Here is a 19,675-nt window from a genome sequence, read left to right as displayed (position 1 = left end):
GTGGCTTCGGCGGAAATCGGGTGGAGAACGGTTCCGGACAGGCACAATGGCCGTCCGAGCGTGCTCATTTCGAGAGAAGGAGCGTGATCCCCAGTGCGAGGCAGGCAGCTGACCGGACGGAGCGCCCTGGTCGCGGCGCTGTGCACAGGAGCGTTCGCGGCATCCGCGGGCCCTGCCACCGCGGATGACCCCGCGTTCGTGAGCATCGGAGTAATACACACCTTCGGCGACACCTGCTACGGCCAAGGCCGAGCAGGCGTGTCCTCACCGACCGGAACCCCCGGCGCCGCCCGTTTCGGCATCAGCTTCGTCAGCTACACCCCCATGGGCATGCCGTGCTCCTTCACGGCGTTCGCCCACTGGCGCAACCTCGACAGCGGGGCCGCGGGCACCGTCGCCGTCCCGGTCACCGACAACACCGCGTGGAACCAGACACCCGCAACCATCTTCGCCGCCTTACCCACCGGCCCCGGCCGCGTGCGGGTCGACGTCACCACCGACTACCTCCACGTGTCCGCGCCGACCGTCGAAATCCGGATCCGCTGAGCTTCGCGACCCTGGCAGGAGTCGAGAAAGCAGCTTCGGAGCGAAGCTGATCCGATCCCTGGTGCTTCACACGGCACGGCGCACCCGGGCCGGACGAAAGGGACCTGCGAAACGCTCGGCGGACCCGGAGGGCGGCGGCCGATAGCGATGCGCGGGCAGTGGCCGGGTCCTAGACTGGGTAATCGCGGCACGGTCGACCGTCGAAGCGCTACGGCACCTCCACGATCGGCACAATTCGAAGTCCCGATCCGGCACGGGCTCGGTATCTCCGGCCCGGTTTCCATGGAGGAGGGCCGCATGCCCGACCCGTTCCATATGCGCGTCTGTCTACTCGGCCAGGGTTGTGTCTGCCCGACGGTCACCCTGTTCCTCGCCCCGGAGCCCTTGATCCCCGGCGGCACCATGCTGCACCTACTCGAACAGGCCCCGCTTTCCGACGACACCGGCACACCGATCCCCGACGCCGAGGTGATCGACCTGGTGCAGAGCGAGTCGGCTTCCTCCGCCCCCCTGCGCACCGAACTCCAGGAGTTCCGATCCGCCCGCCCCAACCCCCACCAGGTGCACGACATCCTGTACGACCACCACATCACCGACGCCGCACCGATGGGCTTGGACGTCAGCGACCCCGCCGAACTGACACGCCTGGCGCTACTCCCCGAACACCCCATCGGCTACCGCCGCATCGACGACTTCCAACAGGAGGCGACCGCCCGAGCCATGCTCGCGATCTACCGCCTCTTCGAAGTAGACCAACGCGCCCGCCTCATGTACCACGGCTTCGCCGACCCCACCACCGGCTGGTTCGCCCTGCGCACCGCCATCGCCTGAGCAACGTCACGCTCGAAGCCGCTGCCAGAGCTGGAGCCTCGGCCTCGACGCACACCGGCATCCGCTACAAACCCCCACCTGCGCGAACATCGGGTGGCCCGCGGACACCCAGGGAAATGCAGAAGGCCCACACTCTCCAGGAGCGTGGGCCTGCGACGAACGGAGTGGAGCTAAGGGGAATCGAACCCCTGACCTTCTCGATGCGAACGAGACGCGCTACCAACTGCGCTATAGCCCCGTGCGGTTCGGGGAACCGCGCTGTGACACTGTATCAGGCCGGGCCGCCAGACTCCGAATCGGTGCCCTGACCTGGTCGAATGGTCGGAATCACGCGCCGGCGGCGCGGCGGACGTCGCCGCTGGTGCGGGTGCGCAGGGCGCGGGCGGTGGCGGGGTCGAAGGGATCGAGGTGGGCGAACATGGGGTCTTCGTCGTCGAGTTCGATCAGTGTGGAGCGGCGGCGGAGGGTGCGGGCGGTGTCGCGGTCCATGGCGCCGTGCGGGGAGCGGGCTCGGCGCGCGCGTGGATCGCCTTCGTCCGCCTGGCCACGGTTGAGGCGCGCCGCGCGCCTGCGGCGGATCTCCTCCTCCATCCGCACCTGCTTGCGCAGGTAGGCCAGGTAGGTCACCAGCACGGTGGCGGCGAGCCCGCAGACCCACCACAGCAAGGGGGTGAACACGAGCGCGAGCGCGCCGGACAGGACCGCAGTCAGCAGCAGGCCGAGCACGGCACGCTGCCGGAAGGTGTAGCGGGCCGCGCGGGCGATGGCGTCGGCCTCGGGGTCGAAGCCGCCGCGGCCACGGCGGGAGGGGACGAACTCCGGTTCCCCCGAGCCGTCGTAGTCGTCGTAGTCCTCGTCGTCGTAGTCCTCGTAGTCGAAGTCCACGCGGGCGGGCACGGTGGAGCGCGCGGGTGGGATTCTGGCCGCGACCGGCTCGGGGTGGTGTGCGCGCACGCCGTCATCATCGGTTTCCGCGTCGATCTTCGCAGCGACTTCGGCGGCTTCGTCGTCGTCTTCCGACTCGTCTTCGTCCGGTGCGGCGGTCGCGAGGTCCTCGACCTCGGTGTCGTCCGTTTCGGCGGCAGCGATGCCGGACGCCGCGGCAGCGATGCCGGACGCCGCGGCAGCGATGCCGGACGCCGCGGCAGCGATGTCCGACGCCGCGGCGTCGTCGGCCGCGGGCGTGTTCTCCTCGTCGGTCTCGGTGACGGGCTCGTCGGCCGGTGTCGTCATCCGGTCCTCCGCATCATCGCTGTGGGCGTACTTTCTCGGTTCGCGGCGGGGCCGCCAGTTCGGATCGGTTTCGTGCCCGGCGGCCGGGCCTTTCCTGAGACGTCGTTTGCCTCCGCCGCGGTGCAGGACCCGGGTCGCCAGCGCGGCGTCGGTGGTCCGGCGGATTCTCGGGTGGCGGTCGGCGAGGATCGGGAAAAGGACGAAGACCCAGAGCACGACGAGTCCGATCCACAGGATCGAATTCGGCATCGCGTCAGCACCTCCGTCCCGCCTGGGTTTTGTCCGGCTCGGCCCGCCAACGGTGCGTCAGACGCCCCGCGCTCGGCCGGCCCCCGTCCGACGCAGCGGCGCGGACGCCGGTCCCCTCGCAGGCTCCCTGCCGATGACGCAAGACGCACCATCGACGTCCGTAGGCTAATTCCGGGTAGCACCAAGTTCCGGCAGGCGCGCCGTGCACATCCGCCACACCTGTCACACTTCCACCATGCCACCGCGGCCGGTGGCCGGTTCTACAGCAGGGTGACGCGCCCCTCTCGCACCAGCCGGTCCAGAACCGTTCCGACCACTTCCTCGACGGTCATGCCGACCAGCAGGTGATCCCGCCAGTCGCCGTCCACGTCGAGGTAGCGCCGCAACAGGCCCTCTTCCCGGAAACCGACATTGCGCAGCACCGCCTGGCTGGCCAGATTCTCCGGTCGCACGGTCGCCTCGACCCGATGCAGGCCGACCGGCCCGAAGCAGTGATCCAAGCCGAGCGCCAGCGCGGCCGTCGCGACGCCTTGCCCGCTGAGATCCTTGGCCACCCAGTAACCGATCCAGGCCGACCGCAGTGCGCCGCGCACGATATTGCCGACGGTCAACTGCCCGCTGAACACGCCGTCGACCTCGATGACCAACGGGATCATCGCGCCGCGCCTTGCCTCCGCTTTCAGGCTCGACCACAGCGAGGGCCAGTTGGAGGCGTGGTTGCGCGCCTCCCACGACCCGCGACCGGTCGGCTCCCATGGCTCGAGATGCGCCCTGTCCCGCAAGCGGATCCGGCTCCAAGCCGCCGCGTCACGCAGCCGCACCGGACGCAAGGTCACCTGTCCCGCGGCCACGCGGACCGGGCCCAACCGCGCGGGCCACCCCGGGTGCTGTGTGGCCCGGAAGACGTTCATGGCTTCCACGTCTCAGCCACGCTGCGCCAGAAAGGCGACTTGGACCTCGTCACCGGTACGGATCTCGGTGTCGTCCGGGTCGATCACGATCAGGCTGTTCGCCTCGGCGAGCGTGGCGAGCAGGTGTGAGGACGAGTTCGCGCCGCCGAGCGGTTGCACCAGGTATTCACCGGTCGCCTCGTCCCGCATGAGCTGAGCGCGCAGGTATCCCTTGCGTCCTGCCATGGAACTGATCGGCGTGATGGTCCGCGCGCTGATGATCCGGCGCATGGGATGCCTGCGCCCCAACGCGATTCGGATCAAGGGGCGCACCATCACCTCGAACACCACCAGCGCGCCCACCGGATTGGACGGCAGCAGGAAGGTCGGTACCTCGTCGCGGCCGAGGCGGCCGAAGCCCTGCACCGAGCCCGGATGCATGGCCACACGGGTGATCTCGAGTTCACCGAGCCCTTCGAGCGCCTCCCGGATCTGCTCGGAGGCCCAGCCGCCGACCGCGCCCGCGATGACGACCACCTCGGCGCGCACCAGTTGCCCCTCGACCACGTCGCGCAACCGGCGCGGATCGGAACCGACGATGCCGACGCGGTTCACATCCGCGCCGGCATCGCGTGCGGCCGCGGCCAGCGCGTAGGAGTTCACGTCGTACACCTGGCCGGGGCCGGGCGTGCGGTCGATATCGATCAGCTCTTCGCCCACCGAGATCACCGATAGTCGCGGGCGCGGGTGCACCAGCACCTTGTCGTGACCGACCGCGGCGAGCAGACCGACTTGCGCGGCGCCGATGATGGTTCCCGCACGTACCGCGACGTCGCCCGGCTGGACGTCGTCACCGACGCGCCGGACGTAATCGCCGGAGCGCACCGGCTCGTACACCTTTATCCTGGCCCGCCCCCCGTCGGTGAAATCCAACGGGAGGACCGCGTCGGCGAGGGTCGGCATCGGTGCGCCGGTATCCACCCGGACGGTCTGGCGCGGCTGCAAGCGGATCGGCTGACGGGAACCGGCGACCACCTCGCCGACCACCGGGAGGGTGAGGTCGACGAGTTCGCCGTCTTCGTCGCGGATGTCCGCACCGGCCGAGGCGACATCGACGCTGCGCACGGCGTAGCCATCGATGGCGGCCTGGTCGAAGCCGGGCAACGGCCGCTCGGTGACGACGTCCTCGGCGCACAGCAGGCCCTGTGCCTCGGAAATCGCGACCCGGACCGGCCGGGGCGCGACCGCCGCGGCGGTCACCTTGATCTGCTGATCCTCAACCGAGCGCATCCAGCCCTTCCTGATCCTCTCCGCACTCAACCGATCCGCACTTCAACCGATCCGCACTTCAACCGACTTCGCTGCGCGGGCGCGCGCGATCCAGCCGCGGCGCAAGCGCATTCGCGCGCACCGCGGTGAACCATCATTCGTACCCGACGCTCCACGCTCGGCGAAACCCCCGGCCGGGTCCGTCAGTCGTCGGTCGTCAGCTGCGGATCCCAGTCCGGACCGAGGCGGTACTGCAGCCACTCCCGCAGGGCGGGGCCGTATTCCTCTCGTTCCAGTGCGAAATCGACCGCAGCACGAAGATAACCGCCCGGGTTGCCCAAATCGTGGCGCGACCCACGGTGCACCACGACATGAACCGGGTGTCCCTCGGCGATCAGCAGGGCGATGGCGTCGGTAAGTTGCAGTTCGCCACCCGCGCCGGGCTCGATGCGGCGCAACGCGTCGAAGATCGCGCGGTCCAGCAGGTATCGGCCCGCGGCAGCGAAGGTCGACGGCGCGTCGGCGAGGGCGGGTTTCTCCACCATCCCCTTGACACGCAGGACGTTCGGGTTGACCGCGTCCGGCACCGGCGCCACGTCGAACACGCCGTACGCGCTGACCTCGTCCTTGGGCACGTCGATGGCGCACAGCACCGTGCCGCCGCGCTTACGGCGCACCCGGCTCATCACGTCGAGCACGCCGCGGGGCAGCACGAGGTCGTCGGGCAGCAGGACCGCGATGGCGTCCTCGTCGTCGTCGAGGGCCTGTTCGGCCTGGGCCACGGCGTGCCCGAGCCCGAGCGGCTCCTCCTGCACCACTGAGGTGACGTCGAGCAGCCCCGGCGCCTTGCGGACCTTCTCGAGCAGCTTGAACTTGCCGCGCTCGGCCAGCGTGCTCTCCAGCACCAGGTCCTCGACGAAGTGGGCGACCACGCCGTCCTTGCCGGGGGACGTGACGATCACCAGCCGCTCGGCGCCTGATCCGGCCGCCTCGGCGGCGACCAGCTCGATGCCGGGGGTGTCCACCACCGGGAGAAGTTCCTTGGGCACCGTCTTGGTCGCGGGCAGAAACCGTGTTCCGAGCCCGGCCGCGGGCACCACGGCCGTACGGAAGCACGACACCACCGCGGCGTCACCGGGCTGTCCGGCCTTTGCTGTCATACGCATACCCTATCCATCCATCACGCCGCCGGATCGGCGTCGCGCCGACCCGGTTCCGGGGTGAGCCTATGGTGATCACTGTGAAGATGCCCGGCGAGCGCGATAAACATGCATGGCGCATCGAACTCCTCGCCCAACGGGCTGTGATGAGCGCCACGGAGCGGGAAAACGAAGCGTTCGCCCTGGCCACGACGGTCGGCGCGGTGGGAGCGCGCGGGTGGGTCTGCGCGTATGTGCCGATCGCGGGCGAACCGGGATCGACGGCGATGCTGGACGCGCTGCTGGCCGGCGGCGCGCGCGTGCTGCTGCCGGTCACCGGCCCGCCGGGGCCGCTGAGCTGGGCCGAGTACACCGGCGCGGATGCGCTGCGCCGCGCCCGCTACGGGTTGCTGGAACCCATCGGCAGCGTGCTGCCTCCGGACGCCGTGACCAGGGCGGAGCTGATTCTGGTCCCCGCGCTGGCGGTGGACCTGCGCGGCGTGCGACTCGGCCGCGGCGCGGGCTATTACGACCGCACGCTGCCCGCCGCACGGCCGGACGCCAGGCTGGTCGCTGTGGTCCGGGACGACGAACTCCTCGACCGGCTCCCCGAGGAACCGCACGACCTGCGGATGGGCTGGGCGCTCACGCCACGGGGCGGGCTGCGCCGGCTGGGCGACCATTACGCTGGGGAATGAAGCAGCGATTGGCGGTGTTGGCACTGTCGGCTGTAGAGTGCTAGATCGACGAACACCGCGGAGGATCCTGTGCCTACTTACTCGTATGCGTGCACCCAGTGTGACAACCGCTTCGACATCGTTCAGTCCTTCACCGACGAGGCGCTGAGCGTGTGCTCGGAGTGCTCCGGAAAGCTGCGCAAGCTGTTCAACTCGGTCGGCATCGTCTTCAAGGGCAGCGGCTTCTACCGCACCGACAGCCGCGGTGGCTCCTCCACCGCGAGCGAGCCCGCCAAGTCCGAGAGCAGTTCGAGTTCGTCTTCGGACTCCGGGTCGTCGAGCGGGTCCACCGCGTCCACCAGCACGGCCGTGGCCAGCTGATTCGATCGGTTTTCCACAGCCGGTCAACTATCCACAAGGCACCGCGATCCCGGCCGGGCGAGGGTAAGTCCGGCCATAGGATCCGGCCATGACTCGTGCACTCGCCGACCTCGGCCGCGGCGGCTGGAATCCTTCCGGGTGGCAGCGACCGCCCTGGGCCGACGCCGTGCTGGCCAGACGGCTGCTCGCCGCCGCTCTCGCCGCGCTCGCGGCGTTCCTCTTCCTGCGTGGCGACCCGGACGCCGAGACCACGACGGTCGTGGTCGCGGGCCGGGATCTGGCCCCGGGCCGACTCCTCGAGGCGAGCGACCTGCGCTCCGCACCCCGCGAGGCGGGTACGTTGCCCGCGGGGGCCGTCGCCGATCCCGCCGCGCTCGTCGGCGCGACGCTGACCGGCGCCATGCGGCAGGGCGAGGTGTTCACCGACTTGCGGGTCGTCGGTCCGCGCTTGGCCGCGGCGGCGACCGGCGGGCGCGAAGCGCGCATCGTGCCCATCCGCCTCGCCGACACGGCGGTCGCCGACATCCTGCGCGCGGGCGATCGCGTCGACGTCATCGGCGCGGAAGAGGCGAACGGGCCCGGTACCCGCCCTGCCCGCACCCTCGCCACCGATGCCGCCGTCATCCTGGTCTCCGGTGCGGGTGCGGGACGGGGAACCACGGATCGCGTGGTCTTGGTCGCGATGGACGCCGAGCACGCCACCGCCGTGGCGGGGGCGTCGCTGCGCACCGCGCTCACCGTCGTTTTCCACTGATCCGCCGACCATGTTTCGCGAAATCTTCGGCGGCGGCTCGTGCGGCATCCACGCGGAAACGGGCCCGTCCACGGCGACAGGCCCGTTCCGTTGTGCGAGTGGATATCCGGCGCTCAGCCGAGGCTGAAGGGTGCTCCCCACAGCGTCACCCAGGTGATGACATTGTCGGTTTCGACCTCGACGCTCACGAAAGCACGCGCCTGGGCATAACCACCACAGCCATTGAGACCGATGGTCTCATCCGACCACGTCACCGAACCGCTGGTGCCCCGGAAAGCATTACGAGTCTTGTGCGCCTCGTTGCCATAGTCATCGGCCTGCTCCAGATCGAGCACGTAGAACGACTTCGCCTGGCCCGGCCCCAGCGACAGATTCCCGCCGGAGTTCGCGCCCACGCCAGCGGTGACGTTCTGCCCGTCACTCCAATCCACATTGCCATCCATACCACCAGTGGCACCACCACCAGCAATGTTCACCTGGCAACCAACGGTGTAACCGGGGAAGATCTTGCCCCCGGCCGCACCCGACAGCTCGACCTGCGCGCTACCGGAGACCCACGCATTGCGATGCAACGGCGTCGCACCCATAGACGGACTGATGGTCGCCGACTCACCGACCAGACGAACGGTCACCACCGTGCCATCCGACAACGTCTTCACAAGCTCACCACCCGGCAGCGGAACGAAAGTATCGGCATTCGCCGCACCTGTGGAGAACAAGCCCATGGCGATGGTGGCTGCGGCGCCGACGCCGGCCATCCGCGCCAGCTTCTTACGGTTGATCATGGTTGATATCCCTCGAGGGTTGAGTCCGCTTCAGCGGGAGGATGGTTCGTTGGTTTCGACAGACGTCAGCCGATGCTGAACGGCATCCCGTAGAGGGTGGTCTTCGAATAGTGATCGCCGATGATCTCGACGACCGTGTACGAACGCGCCTGCGCGTAACCAGCGCAGCCCTGGATCTGAATCTCGGCATCCTGATACTCGACGGAGTACACCCCGGGCTTGAGGATGTCTTTGTAATCGATCTGAACGAACGTGACCTCGCCGGGACCGAGGTTGATACCGATGGAACCGCCCGCGCTGGCGCCGCTGAGGTTCACACTGCCCGACACACCCGCGGAGATGGCGTCGTCGGCGATGCTGATCTGGCAGCCGACGATGTAACCGGTGCTCAACTGCGAGGCACCGTGAGTGGACGAATTATTCGTGCCCGGGTTTCCGCTCGGGCCGTTGTTCGGGCCGATCTCACCTTCCGGCGTCACAGCGACATCGGCAATGGCGTTCCCCGAAACCCACACGACACGGCCGGCACCGTTCGCAGCAAGGGACGGGGAGATCAAGGCGCGCTCACCATTGCGGGTGATCGTCACGCCGGGACCCACCTTCTGGCCGTCCGGCAACGGCACGAAGGTGTCGGCGTTGGCAGCACCGGTCGAAAGCAGGCCCATGGCTACAGCCGCGGCAGCGCCGATGCCCGCGACGCGGACACCGCGGCGCAGACCATTGGTGCGGTTCTCGCTCATACTTCCCCTCATCAGGTTCAAACAGTCAACCTCGACCGTCGAGGCTGGACAGATGGTCCTCTCAGGCCCAGCTCAGTGTGTCGCTCCTTTGTTGCCGATGTGTAACCGGCTGTTATTTCGGCGCAACCAACTTACCGGCGCCGGAACCGAGCCATGGTTCCGTCGAGCGGCGTAGTGCGTGCCGGTGCCCGGGCCTGTGATGTCCAACTGTGGAGTGGCTCGATGGGAGATTAAACGTTCTATAACGGGCCTCGCAACGCGAGGTTTCGTAAAGTTCAAGGTGACTCCCGCCACAGTTGCGCACATCTGAATATGGCGTGACGTGCATAAATACCGGATCGCTACGGCTGACCAGGTGCGCAATGGTCGCGTATGGGCACAGCGACGCCGACGTCGCGGATGCGCGACCGGCGGTCAAGCGTCTCGGCCGGATTACTTCCGAGCTGAATTGATCACTGGAGGATCACAAAAATGGCCGACGGCAGTACGTAGCAACTACGTAGATAACGGCCTCAGCCGTGATGCGGGGGAACTTGGGCTCGCAGCCAGTCCTCGGCGCGGCCGCCGTCGTCACGGTCGTCGCGCTCGTCGCCGGTGGTCTCCGGCAGAGTGTCGCCGAAGATCTTCGCCAAGCGCGCATCCCTCGCCCGGCGCGCGGCCGGGCGAGGGTTCTCGGCGGGAGGGGGTGCGCTGATTATTCGACCAATCCGGAGAGTTCGCCGATCACCCGGCTGGCGAGCGGGCCGAGCGTCGCCATGCCGTCCCGGATGGCGGACCGGGTGCCGGGCAGGTTGACCACCAAAGTGCTTCCGGACACGCCTGCCACACCGCGAGAGAGCCCGGCGTCCAGCGAGCCGGCCACGCGGCCGGAGGAACGGAGGGCTTCGCTGATGCCCGGCAGCTCGCGGTCGAGCACCTGCGAGGTCGCCTCCGGGGTCACGTCACGCGGGGACATGCCCGTGCCGCCGACGGAGATGACCAGATCCACGCCGCCGATCACCGCCGTGTTGAGCGCGTTGCGGATCTCCACCTCGTCGGCTTGCACCGACACCGAGGCGTCCACGAGGAAACCCGCCTCGGTGAGCAGCTCGGTGACCAGCGGACCGAGCGAGTCAATACCTCCATGCGCCGTCCTGTCGTCGACGACCACCACCAGAGCACGCCCCGCCACAGGAGCATCGATTTCCATGGTGCTCACCGTAGCGCCTGCGCCGAGCAACTCGGCGGCCGCGCCGAGAACGTCGGGGTCGACATCGATCGTCCGGCCCTGTCCACCGGGGACCGCGCGCATCACCGGCCACCGTCCGCGGGCGCGCCGGAGAGGGTCACCTCGACGGTCTTGGAGTTGTTGCCCTGCTCATCGCTGTAGGTGACCTTCACCTTGTCTCCTGGTTGGTGTGAGCGGACCGCGGCGACGAGCGCGTTCCCGGAATCGATCGGGCGGTCATCGAGCCTCGTCACCACCGCCCCCGGCGGAATGCCCGCGCGTGCGGCGGGACCGTCCGGCGTGACGTCGCGGACCTTCGCGCCGGAAATCTGCTGCGCCGGATCCTGTTGACGCGACACGGTGATACCGATCTGCGCGTAGGTGGCCTTGCCGGTCTTGATCAGTTCGTCGGCCACCCGCCGCGCCTGATCGACCGGGATCGCGAACCCGAGTCCGATCGACCCGGTCTGGCCGCCTGCCATCTCGGTGGGCCCCAGCGTCGCGATGGCGGTGTTGATTCCGACGAGCTTGCCGTTGCCGTCCACCAGCGCGCCGCCCGAGTTGCCGGGGTTGATCGCGGCATCCGTCTGAATCGCGTCGATCACCGGGCTGACCGCGGGACCGGGCTCGCTGCCGTCACCGGAGGTCACGACCGGCCGGTTCAGCGCCGAGACGATGCCCGTAGTGACCGTGCCCGCCAGACCGAGCGGCGAGCCGATCGCGACAACCGGCTGGCCGACCTGCAGATTCGCCGAGGTGCCCAGTTCGATCGGAGTCAGGCCGCTCTTGCCGGACGCTCGGATGACGGCCAGGTCGGAGACCGGATCGGCGCCGACCAGGGTGGCGGGCGCACTGCTGCCGTCGGAGAACACAACCTCCATCCTGGCGTTCGGTCCACCGCCCGCGGCCACGTGATTGTTGGTAAGGATCAGGCCGTCGGAGGACAGGACCACTCCGGAGCCCTCGCCCTCGGCCTTGCTGCTGGCCACTTTGATCATCACGACGCTGGGCAGCACCTTCTGTGCGACCGCCTGGGTGGAGCCGGCCGGAGCGTTGACCGCGTTGCTCATATTCGGCTTCGGCGCGTCCAAGGCGTTGGTCACCGGGGCGCGGCCGTCGTCGCCGTGCGTGACCAGCGCGCCGACCGCACCGCCGACGCCACCGCTGACCAGGGCGAGCGCCACGGCCCCCACGGCCAGTCCCGCACGGAACGGACGGCGGGCCGGTGCGGGCGGGGCGCCGTAGACCGGACCCTGCGGGTACGTGGCGTCCTTCGGTGGACCGAAGGACGCGGGATGCCCTGGGTACGGCGCAGCCGAGTGGTGCTGCGGATACGGCGCGGTGGGATGATGCGCTTCCTGCGAACCGTAACCGGGCGCGTGCGCCTCCCGCGGTCCGAGCGCGCCTGCGTCCGGCGGGCCCGGCTCCCGGCGGTCCTTCGAATCCTCGGTCATGGACTCCTCGTTTCTGCTCACGTCCCGACCAGGGTGGCCACGGCGACTGAGAGCGGACTGAGACCGTGCTTTCAGTTTTCCGAGATCTGTCCCCAGGAGCCGGTGCACAATAGAACCACCGCCAACTTGATGTCTCAAATCCTGTGGCAAACCGATCGGAGCAATGTCCGAAATACCCCACCGAAGATGAATATTCCGCACAGAACACCAAGATTGTGCGGTAAATGGTCTTCTCTTGCCCGGTATTGCGTCAATCGGGCGCGGGCGCGCCCGGCTCTCCGGGCAACACGATGCGGACGACGGCGCCGCCGCGTTGCGAGGTATCGATGGCGATGGTGCCGCCGTGTTTCGTCACGACCTGCTTGACGATCGCCAAGCCGAGGCCGGAGCCCGGCATCGACCGCGACGACATGACCCGATAGAAGCGCTCGAACACCAACTCGCGCTCCGCCGGGGGGATCCCGGGTCCCGCGTCGTCGATGGACAGTTCGAGCAGGCCGGGTCCGCTTTCGCGCATGAGGATGCGGACCTGCGCGCCGGCCGGGCTCCACTTGGCCGCGTTGTCGAGCACGTTCAGCACCGCGCGCTCGAGGCCCGCCTCGTGCCCGTAGACGAACCACGGACGCAGGTCGGCGACGAACTCGATGCCCGCGCGGCGGCGGCGGGCGCGCTCGAGCGCGCGTTCCACCACCTCCCCGAGATCCAGGCGCTCGTAGACGGTTTCCGGAGCGTCCTCCCGCGCGAGATCGACCAGATCGCCCACCAGAGTCGACAACTCCTCGATCTGGGCTATCACGTCGGCGCGCAGTCCGGCCATGTCCTCCTCTGGGAGGCGGGGAGCGCCGGGACGGCTCGAAGCGATGAGCAACTCCATGTTGGTCCGCAGCGACGTCAGCGGCGTACGCAATTCGTGCCCTGCGTCGGCGACGAGCCTGCGCTGCCGATCACGCGACTCGGTCAGTGCGCGCAGCATGGTGTTGAAACTCTCTGTGAGCCTTGCCAGTTCGTCGTCACCGGTCACCGGGATCGGCGTCAGATCGTCGGTGCGCGCGATCCGCTCGGTGGCCGCCGTCAATCGCGCGATGGGCCGCAGACCGGTCCGGCCGACCGCCGTGCCCGCCGCCGCGGCCAGCACCACGCCGCAGCCGCCGACGACGAACAACAGCCAGGCGAGCCGGTCGAGCACCTCCCTGGTGCGGTCCAATCGCTGCGAGATGACCAGCGTCGCACCCGAGTCGGTGTGCACGGCGAGTGCGCGCTGATTGCCGACGGTGCGCAGCGAGGAACTCCGCTCGCCACGCGCGACGGCCAGCTCCTGGCTCCCGATGGGCGGATCGGTCGACTGCGGCGGCAGCCAGCGGCCCAGATCGGGATAGATCAGGGCGATGCCGGTGTCGTCGTAGAAGGCGGCGGCCACCATCAGATTCAGATTGTTGAACCCGTAGGGGTTGCTCGCGATCACCGCCGTGGCCCGGCTGCGCAACTGGGCGTCCACGTCGTCGTACAGGGCGCGCGCCACCAAGGCGTAGGCCGCGATCGAGGTGACCGCCACCGCGATCGCCACGACCGAGGCGGCAAGCAGCGTCACCCGCCACCGCAGCGAGACCGACCGGGTCAGCGGCATGGGTGGCCGCATGTCCGGGGACTCGGGCTGTCCCTGGCCGAGGGCGGCGACGACGGGGGGCTTGGGAGGTGTCCGTGCCATGACCGCCGACCTACGGCGGCGTTTCGCGCAGCACGTAGCCCACGCCACGCACGGTATGGATCAGTCGCGGTTCGCCCTCCGCCTCGGTCTTGCGGCGCAGATAACCGATATAGACCTCGAGCGCATTTCCCGAGGTTGGGAAATCGTAGCCCCAGACCTCTTCGAGAATGCGGCTGCGGGTGAGCACACGACGCGGGTTCGCCATCAACATTTCCAGCAGTGAGAACTCGGTGCGGATGAGACTGATCGGGCGGACGCCACGGGACACCTCCCGCGTCACCGGGTCCAGCGACAGATCAGCGAACTTCATCGCCTCCGAGGCCTCACCCGGATCGGCGGCGGTACGCCGCAACAGCGCGCGCAGCCTGGCCAGCAGTTCCTCCAGCGCGAAAGGCTTCGGCAAATAATCATCGGCACCGGCATCGAGCCCGGCGACCCGCTCGGACACCGAATCTCGCGCAGTGAGAACCAGAATCGGCAAATCATCGCCGGTGCTGCGGAGACGGCGGCATACCTCGAGCCCGTCGAGTCGGGGCATCATCACGTCCAGCACGAGCGCGTCCGGTCGCTGGACGGTTGCCTTCTCCAGCGCGTCCACACCGTCGACGGCGAGATCGACGGAGTAGCCGTTGAAGGTGAGCGACCGGCGCAGCGATTCGCGGACCGCCCGATCGTCATCGACCACCAGAATGCGCATGCCACCAGTTTGACCGCAGCGACTGAGAGGTAACTGAGAGGGCGCTCCCGACACGCCGTGCGCAGAGCACGCGTCCCGCCATGGCGCGTCGCCCCTGTCAACCCCGGGTGACCAGCACCTTCCATGGCCGCAGCGAGAAGTTGACGCGTCCCTTACGCATTCCACCGCGAAACTCGTTCTCTATAGCCATATTCGGCAATTTGCAGAACGACTCCCCCGGATTGCCGTTGACCACTCTGCACGGTATGTTCCGTGCGGTAAAAAGAAGACCTCTAGTTGGTTCTTTGCGGGTTGAATCAATACCGAACAGCCACGCGCGCCCGAGGTCACTGGTGAAGCGGAGGCGACGGAAGCGGATGGAAGCTGCACCGCGGTCCTGGCAATTCAGCCTGTCGAACTGGTCGGTCACCCGCAAGGTCGGCGTGGTGCTGGTGCTTCCGGTGCTGCTGGCCGGCGTCTTCGCCGTGCTCCGAATCAACAACGAGGAACGCGCTGGCGCTGTCGCCGTCGGTGGACGACCTGGTCATCCAGCGCTACTTCCTGCAGCTGGCGTCGGTGCAGACCGCGCGGCGCGTGCTCACCCAGCAGCGCATGCTGATCGGCTCGCCGGACGCCGGACGCAACCCGAGCGTGCGGCCCCGCGTGCTGGTCGCCGCCGGCGCCGAGATCACGATGATCTACCAGTACGCGCAGATCCTGCCGGACTACGCGGGCAATATGCGCCCGCTGCTGGACGCGGTGCAGACCCGTCTGGGCACCTTCAGCCAGAACGCCGCCGACCCGGCGACCAACCCCGCCGTGCTCGACTCGCTGCAAGTCAGCTCGGACACCTACGAGAAGACCACCGCGCAGCTGATCGACACCATCGACAGTGCGCTGGCCGACCGCACCATCGAAGCGCAGACGGGTGCGCTGCGCGAGACGACGATCGTCATCGGGATGCTGCTCGCGGGCCTGGCTCTGGCCCTCTCGGTCGCGCGCACCCTGGTCGTCCCGGTCCGCCGCCTGCGGCGGGACGCACTCGAGGTCGCGCACATCAAGCTGCCCGACGAGCTCGCCGTGGTGCGCGCGGGCGGCACCACACCGGAGATCACCCCGGTCGCGGTGCACTCCACCGACGAGATCGGCCAGCTCGCCCGCGCCGTGGACGAGATCCACGAGCAGGCGCTGAATCTCGCCGCCGATCAGGCCCGCCTGCGCCTGCAGATCGGCAACATGTTCGAAACCCTGTCCCGTCGCAGCCAATCGCTGGTCGAGCAGCAGCTGGCGCTGATCGAGGACCTCGAGCACGACGAGGACGACACCGACCGGCTGCAGAGCCTGTTCCGCCTGGACCATCTGGCCACCCGCATGCGCCGCAACGGCGACAATCTGCTGGTGCTCGCCGGTACCGCGCTGCGTCGCGGCCAGCTGCACCCGGTGCCGTTGTCGGACATGCTGTGGAGCGCGGTCTCCCAGGTCGAGGACTACCAGCGGGTCGAGATCGGCGCGGTGCCCGACGGCATCGTCGCGGGTGAGCCCGCCGTCGACATCGAGCACCTGCTCGCCGAGCTGATCGACAACGCACTGCGATACTCTCCGCCGACCACGCCGGTCACCGTCATGGTGTCGCGCGCGGTGGACGGCGGCTATCTGATCGAGATCACCGACCGCGGTCTCGGCATGTCCCTGGAAGACCTGCAGACGACCAACGACCGGCTCGCCTCCGGTGGTGAGGTCACCGTCGAGACCGCGCGCCGCATGGGCCTGTTCGTCGTCGGCCGCTTGGCCAAGCGCCACACCATCACCGTCAGCCTGCGCCGCACCTCCACGATGGCGCAGCAACCGGGCATCACAGCCAGCGTGCACCTGCCCGGTGCCTTGGTCGCGCCGCCGATGGACGCCACCGACCCCGCGGGCAAGCCGCTCGACATCACGGCCGAGCATCAGCTGCCCTCGCTCGCCACCCCGCCCACCGGCGCGCAGCCGCGCAACCTGGTCCCGGTGCCGAGCCTGCCGCAGCGCGACACCGCTCGCTTCGGCGTGACGAGTTCGGGTTTGCCCCAGCGCCGTCCGGCCATCCGCGTCGCCGACGCTCCCGACCAGCCCACGGTCTCCACTCCGGTCGGCCGAGCGGTCAACCCGGCGGAACAGCCGGCCACCCAGCCGTGGCCGGTGCTCGCGCCGCGCGCTGACGACCGCACCCCGACCGGCCCGTTCGCACCGGTGACGCCCGCCGCGGGTGAGCGGACCGCCGAGCGGGAGCAGGAGCCGGCGCGCACCGATCTGTGGGCTGAGTTCAAGGACGATGAGCCCGCGACCGGACCCACCGCGGCCGCTCCGAGCCAGCCCCCCGCACCGCAGACCACCGCCCGGTCCGGTCTTCCGATCCGGAAGCCCGCTGTACCCGCCGACCCGCCGCAGGAGGCGGCACCGGAACCCGCGACGGTGACCTCCTCCCGGTTGCAGCCGGTCGCGGGCGCCTCACCGACCCCGATCTATCAGCGCATGGTCTCGGAATGGCTGGTCGAGCCCTCGACCTCGCAATCGCCGGAGAACACTTGGTCCTCGCCCGGTGACGCGGGCTGGATGGCCGCCGAGGACGCAAGCCATCCGACCACCACCGCGCGTACCGTGGGCGGACTGCCGATCCGCAGGCCCGGCGCCCAGCTGGTGCCCGGCGGTTTGGCGCCGGCGGAGGACGCGGGAACGCGTGATCCGGAAGAAATTCGCAACAACCTGACCAGGCATCTCAGTGGGGTCCGCAGCGGGCGGGCCAATGCGCAGTACAACGACGGAGGGCTTGCATGACCAACGCGAACAACAGCACCACGGACGAGAATCTGAACTGGCTGGTCGCCCGCTTCACCCGAGATGTGCCCGGCGTGTCCCACGCGGTGCTGGTGTCGGCGGATGGCTTGTTGCAGGCCACCAGTCCGCATCTGCCCAGCGACCGCGCCGAACAGCTCGCTGCCGTCACCGCCGGTCTGGCCAGCCTTTCCATGGGCGCGGCCTCCCTGTTCGACGGTGGCAAGGTGATGCAGTCGATCGTGGAGATGCAGCGCGGCTACCTGCTGGTGATGAGCGTCGGCAACGGCTCGCATCTGGCCGTGCTGGCGAACAAGTCCCACGACATCGGCCGTATCGGCTACGAGATGGCACTGCTGGTCGATCGGGTGGGGTCGGTGGTCACCGCGACCGCGCGCACCGCTGTCTGAGCGTGAGATGTCCAACCCATACGGCCCCGGACCACGACCGACCACGCGCGTCCGGCCCTACGCCCTGACGTCCGGGCGCACCGAACCCGCGATCGACCTGCCGTTGGAGGCAGTCATCGAAACCTTGTCGTACACTGCACATCTCGACTGGCCGACCGGCGACATCCGCACCGAGATACTGCGACTCGGCACGCACCGGCTGTCGGTCGCCGAGATCGCGGCACATCTGGACCGGCCGCTCGGCATGGTCCGAGTGGTGATCGGCGACCTGGTCGTCGATGGCACCATGCGCGTGCATTCGACCCTGACCGAAGAGGCGAGCTATGACGAGCGCCGTTCCCTGATGGAGAGGACATTGCGTGGACTCCGCGCCCTATAGGAATCTGGGGCCCAGTGGACATCCCGGGCCAAGTGGGAATGCCGGACCGGGAAGCACCCCCGGGCCCGAAGGCTTCGAAAACCGGGTCGCTTCGACGAAGATAGTCGTCGCGGGCGGCTTCGGCGCGGGCAAGACCACGTTCGTCGGCGCGGTGTCGGAGATCGTTCCGCTGCGCACCGAGGCGATGGTGACCCGTTACTCCGACGGCATCGACGATCTCGCCGAAACGCCGGAGAAGGAGACCACCACGGTCGCGATGGACTTCGGCCGGATCATCCTGCCCGGCAACCTGGTGCTATACCTGTTCGGTACGCCTGGTCAGCGGCGGTTCTGGTTCATGTGGGACGACCTGATCCGCGGTGCGATCGGCGCGGTGGTGCTGATCGATACCCGGCGGCTGGAGGACAGTTTCGCCGCGGTCGACTTCTTCGAGGCGCGCAAGCTGCCGTTCCTGATCGCGGTCAACCGCTTCCCGGACGCGCCGCGCTTCCCCATCGCCGAGCTGCGCGAGGCGCTTTCGGTTCGTGAGGGCGTGCCGATCGTGGACATCGACGCCCGCAACGCGATCGAAGTGCGCCAGGCGCTCGCCGCGGTCACCGAATACGCTATCGCCCAGCTGAAAGCGAGCGAACTGGAAGGAACCGCCCGGCATGCGTGAGGTCGCGGTGCTGGCCGCGGGCGGTGGCGCCGGAACGTCCGTCGACCAGTTCGCTCTCGGCTATTGGCTGGTGACGCTGTCGCTGGGCATCTCGGTGCTTGGCGCGGTCGTCGGGTTCGCCTGCATCGTGCACGGCGCGCGTTCGGTGCAGTTCCGGCTCGTGTGGCTGGTTTCCGCGGCGATATCGCTCGGCGGCGTCGGGGTGTGGCTGGCCACCTCGGTGGCCATGCTGGGCCTGAAAGTGCCCGGTAGCGCCATGCGTTACGACACGGGCAGGTTGATCGCGGCCTTGGTGGTCTCCGTCGCGGCGGTATTCGCGGCGCTGGTGATCATCGGGCGCACCCCGCGGCTGACGCTGCTGCTGCCCGGCGGCGCGGTGCTGGGCCTTGGTATCGGCGTCACCCACTACCTCGGCGTCGGCTCGCTCGAGATCCAGGGGGCGGTCGGCGTGACGATGTGGCTGGCCATCGTCTCCGGTGTGATCGGGGTGATCACCGCGACCGCCACGATGTGGCTGTTCCAGACGCCGCGCTTCCCGCTGGCCCGCGCCGCGACCGTGCTGCTGTTCGGCGTCGGTGTGGCCGCCACGTATTACACGGCGATCGCCGCGTTGCACTTCGACGTCAACCGGGCGGCGAAGGTGCCCGACGGCGTGGAGTTGTTCGACTTCGTGTTCCCGATGTTCGTCATCGGCTTGCTGGCGTTGACGGTGCCGATCTCCGCGGTGCTGATCGCGCCGGACCGCCGCGAGCTGGCCGGACCACCGAAGTCGCGCAGGCCCAAGCTGGAGCCCGCTCGCTGATCCTGGGTCGCCGACCGGGGCGGATCGCACGGCCGCTCACCCCGTTTCGCTCCGGTCTTCGAGACTCTTCGACTGTTTCCCG

The 19,675-nt window shown here is 68.8% G+C and carries 20 protein-coding genes, 1 tRNA gene and 1 pseudogene; 10 read left to right on the top strand and 12 right to left on the bottom strand.

Annotated elements, in window-relative coordinates; translation table 11 throughout:
* The first annotated feature begins 93 nt into the window (after positions 1–93).
* Together K8O92_13105 and K8O92_13100 are read left to right on the top strand one after the other, a co-directional pair.
* Entirely contained in the window at positions 94–546 is a 453-nt protein-coding gene (locus tag K8O92_13105; GenBank protein UAK34690.1) for a hypothetical protein, read from the top strand.
* A gap of 297 nt (positions 547–843) precedes the next feature.
* Positions 844–1,377, top strand: coding sequence for a hypothetical protein (locus K8O92_13100; protein ID UAK34689.1), 534 nt, complete (start codon positions 844–846; stop codon positions 1,375–1,377).
* Between the two features lie 165 nt (positions 1,378–1,542).
* On the opposite strand, the gene K8O92_13095 is transcribed toward K8O92_13100, so the two are convergent.
* The 5 genes from K8O92_13095 to K8O92_13075 all read right to left on the bottom strand — a co-directional run bounded on the left by K8O92_13095 (position 1,543) and on the right by K8O92_13075 (position 6,178).
* Positions 1,543–1,615: transfer RNA gene (locus K8O92_13095), tRNA-Ala, on the bottom strand.
* 89 nt (positions 1,616–1,704) lie between these two features.
* The gene (locus K8O92_13090; protein UAK34688.1) at positions 1,705–2,859 is read right to left on the bottom strand and encodes a hypothetical protein; all 1,155 of its coding nucleotides are present in this window, start codon (positions 2,857–2,859) and stop codon (positions 1,705–1,707) included.
* A gap of 260 nt (positions 2,860–3,119) precedes the next feature.
* The gene (locus K8O92_13085) at positions 3,120–3,770 is read right to left on the bottom strand and encodes a GNAT family N-acetyltransferase (GenBank protein ID UAK34687.1); all 651 of its coding nucleotides are present in this window, start codon (positions 3,768–3,770) and stop codon (positions 3,120–3,122) included.
* Positions 3,771–3,782: 12 nt separating this feature from the next.
* On the bottom strand, positions 3,783–5,039 hold the full coding sequence (locus K8O92_13080; GenBank protein UAK34686.1) for a molybdopterin molybdotransferase MoeA: 1,257 nt from the start codon (positions 5,037–5,039) through the stop codon (positions 3,783–3,785).
* Positions 5,040–5,221: 182 nt separating this feature from the next.
* Entirely contained in the window at positions 5,222–6,178 is a 957-nt protein-coding gene (locus K8O92_13075) for a UTP--glucose-1-phosphate uridylyltransferase (GenBank protein ID UAK34685.1), read from the bottom strand.
* A gap of 68 nt (positions 6,179–6,246) precedes the next feature.
* Between K8O92_13075 and K8O92_13070 the strand changes: the two genes are divergently transcribed.
* The 3 genes from K8O92_13070 to K8O92_13060 all read left to right on the top strand — a co-directional run bounded on the left by K8O92_13070 (position 6,247) and on the right by K8O92_13060 (position 7,969).
* Positions 6,247–6,855 (top strand): 5-formyltetrahydrofolate cyclo-ligase, encoded by a 609-nt coding sequence (locus K8O92_13070; protein ID UAK34684.1) that lies wholly within the window; start codon positions 6,247–6,249, stop codon positions 6,853–6,855.
* Between the two features lie 69 nt (positions 6,856–6,924).
* Positions 6,925–7,215, top strand: a complete 291-nt coding sequence (locus K8O92_13065; GenBank protein ID UAK34683.1) for an FmdB family transcriptional regulator — start codon at positions 6,925–6,927, stop codon at positions 7,213–7,215.
* Positions 7,216–7,303: 88 nt separating this feature from the next.
* Positions 7,304–7,969, top strand: coding sequence for a flagellar biosynthesis protein FlgA (locus K8O92_13060; GenBank protein ID UAK34682.1), 666 nt, complete (start codon positions 7,304–7,306; stop codon positions 7,967–7,969).
* 113 nt (positions 7,970–8,082) lie between these two features.
* Here the strand turns inward: K8O92_13060 and K8O92_13055 are convergent, their stop codons facing one another.
* The 7 genes from K8O92_13055 to K8O92_13025 form a co-directional block, all read right to left on the bottom strand.
* A complete protein-coding gene (locus K8O92_13055; GenBank protein UAK34681.1) occupies positions 8,083–8,754 on the bottom strand; it encodes an MspA family porin in 672 nt (223 codons plus the stop codon).
* A gap of 65 nt (positions 8,755–8,819) precedes the next feature.
* Positions 8,820–9,494 carry an MspA family porin gene (locus tag K8O92_13050; GenBank protein ID UAK34680.1) on the bottom strand — a complete coding sequence of 225 codons (675 nt, stop codon included), beginning with the start codon at positions 9,492–9,494 and terminating at the stop codon, positions 8,820–8,822.
* A gap of 512 nt (positions 9,495–10,006) precedes the next feature.
* Positions 10,007–10,192: a hypothetical protein gene (locus K8O92_13045; GenBank protein ID UAK35665.1), complete on the bottom strand. Its 186-nt coding sequence runs from the start codon at positions 10,190–10,192 to the stop codon at positions 10,007–10,009.
* Positions 10,189–10,785, bottom strand: coding sequence for a MogA/MoaB family molybdenum cofactor biosynthesis protein (locus K8O92_13040; protein UAK34679.1), 597 nt, complete (start codon positions 10,783–10,785; stop codon positions 10,189–10,191). The genes K8O92_13045 and K8O92_13040 overlap by 4 nt, the downstream gene beginning before the upstream one ends.
* Positions 10,785–12,155 carry a trypsin-like peptidase domain-containing protein gene (locus K8O92_13035; protein ID UAK34678.1) on the bottom strand — a complete coding sequence of 457 codons (1,371 nt, stop codon included), beginning with the start codon at positions 12,153–12,155 and terminating at the stop codon, positions 10,785–10,787. The genes K8O92_13040 and K8O92_13035 overlap by 1 nt, the downstream gene beginning before the upstream one ends.
* Before the next feature lie 250 nt (positions 12,156–12,405).
* The gene (locus K8O92_13030) at positions 12,406–13,860 is read right to left on the bottom strand and encodes a HAMP domain-containing histidine kinase (GenBank protein ID UAK34677.1); all 1,455 of its coding nucleotides are present in this window, start codon (positions 13,858–13,860) and stop codon (positions 12,406–12,408) included.
* Between the two features lie 10 nt (positions 13,861–13,870).
* Entirely contained in the window at positions 13,871–14,557 is a 687-nt protein-coding gene (locus tag K8O92_13025; protein ID UAK34676.1) for a response regulator transcription factor, read from the bottom strand.
* Between the two features lie 356 nt (positions 14,558–14,913).
* Between K8O92_13025 and K8O92_13020 the strand changes: the two are divergent.
* The 5 genes and pseudogenes from K8O92_13020 to K8O92_13000 all read left to right on the top strand — a co-directional run bounded on the left by K8O92_13020 (position 14,914) and on the right by K8O92_13000 (position 19,593).
* Positions 14,914–17,347 (top strand): annotated as a pseudogene (locus tag K8O92_13020) (HAMP domain-containing protein).
* Positions 17,344–17,754, top strand: coding sequence for a roadblock/LC7 domain-containing protein (locus K8O92_13015; protein ID UAK34675.1), 411 nt, complete (start codon positions 17,344–17,346; stop codon positions 17,752–17,754). The pseudogene K8O92_13020 and the gene K8O92_13015 overlap by 4 nt, the downstream one beginning before the upstream one ends.
* Before the next feature lie 7 nt (positions 17,755–17,761).
* Positions 17,762–18,133, top strand: coding sequence for a DUF742 domain-containing protein (locus K8O92_13010; GenBank protein ID UAK34674.1), 372 nt, complete (start codon positions 17,762–17,764; stop codon positions 18,131–18,133).
* Positions 18,134–18,233: 100 nt separating this feature from the next.
* On the top strand, positions 18,234–18,791 hold the full coding sequence (locus K8O92_13005) for an ATP/GTP-binding protein (GenBank protein ID UAK35664.1): 558 nt from the start codon (positions 18,234–18,236) through the stop codon (positions 18,789–18,791).
* Positions 18,784–19,593 carry a hypothetical protein gene (locus tag K8O92_13000; GenBank protein UAK34673.1) on the top strand — a complete coding sequence of 270 codons (810 nt, stop codon included), beginning with the start codon at positions 18,784–18,786 and terminating at the stop codon, positions 19,591–19,593. The genes K8O92_13005 and K8O92_13000 overlap by 8 nt, the downstream gene beginning before the upstream one ends.
* Positions 19,594–19,675: the final 82 nt, after the last annotated feature.

Source organism: Nocardia asteroides (assembly GCA_019930625.1).
GTDB lineage: Bacteria > Actinomycetota > Actinomycetes > Mycobacteriales > Mycobacteriaceae > Nocardia > Nocardia sputi.
This window is presented reverse-complemented; position numbering and strand designations above follow the sequence as displayed.

What these genes read in the sequence shown, in the direction of transcription:
- K8O92_13100 (UAK34689.1), top strand. Translation starts at nt 844, where the DNA reads ATGCCCGACCCGTTCCATATGCGCGTCTGTCTACTCGGCCAGGGTTGT.
- K8O92_13090 (UAK34688.1), bottom strand. Translation starts at nt 2,859, where the DNA reads ATGCCGAATTCGATCCTGTGGATCGGACTCGTCGTGCTCTGGGTCTTC.
- K8O92_13085 (UAK34687.1), bottom strand. Translation starts at nt 3,770, where the DNA reads ATGAACGTCTTCCGGGCCACACAGCACCCGGGGTGGCCCGCGCGGTTG.
- K8O92_13080 (UAK34686.1), bottom strand. Translation starts at nt 5,039, where the DNA reads ATGCGCTCGGTTGAGGATCAGCAGATCAAGGTGACCGCCGCGGCGGTC.
- K8O92_13075 (UAK34685.1), bottom strand. Translation starts at nt 6,178, where the DNA reads ATGACAGCAAAGGCCGGACAGCCCGGTGACGCCGCGGTGGTGTCGTGC.
- K8O92_13070 (UAK34684.1), top strand. Translation starts at nt 6,247, where the DNA reads ATGGTGATCACTGTGAAGATGCCCGGCGAGCGCGATAAACATGCATGG.
- K8O92_13060 (UAK34682.1), top strand. Translation starts at nt 7,304, where the DNA reads ATGACTCGTGCACTCGCCGACCTCGGCCGCGGCGGCTGGAATCCTTCC.
- K8O92_13055 (UAK34681.1), bottom strand. Translation starts at nt 8,754, where the DNA reads ATGATCAACCGTAAGAAGCTGGCGCGGATGGCCGGCGTCGGCGCCGCA.
- K8O92_13050 (UAK34680.1), bottom strand. Translation starts at nt 9,494, where the DNA reads ATGAGCGAGAACCGCACCAATGGTCTGCGCCGCGGTGTCCGCGTCGCG.
- K8O92_13040 (UAK34679.1), bottom strand. Translation starts at nt 10,785, where the DNA reads ATGCGCGCGGTCCCCGGTGGACAGGGCCGGACGATCGATGTCGACCCC.
- K8O92_13035 (UAK34678.1), bottom strand. Translation starts at nt 12,155, where the DNA reads ATGACCGAGGATTCGAAGGACCGCCGGGAGCCGGGCCCGCCGGACGCA.
- K8O92_13030 (UAK34677.1), bottom strand. Translation starts at nt 13,860, where the DNA reads ATGGCACGGACACCTCCCAAGCCCCCCGTCGTCGCCGCCCTCGGCCAG.
- K8O92_13025 (UAK34676.1), bottom strand. Translation starts at nt 14,557, where the DNA reads ATGCGCATTCTGGTGGTCGATGACGATCGGGCGGTCCGCGAATCGCTG.
- K8O92_13015 (UAK34675.1), top strand. Translation starts at nt 17,344, where the DNA reads ATGACCAACGCGAACAACAGCACCACGGACGAGAATCTGAACTGGCTG.
- K8O92_13010 (UAK34674.1), top strand. Translation starts at nt 17,762, where the DNA reads ATGTCCAACCCATACGGCCCCGGACCACGACCGACCACGCGCGTCCGG.
- K8O92_13000 (UAK34673.1), top strand. Translation starts at nt 18,784, where the DNA reads ATGCGTGAGGTCGCGGTGCTGGCCGCGGGCGGTGGCGCCGGAACGTCC.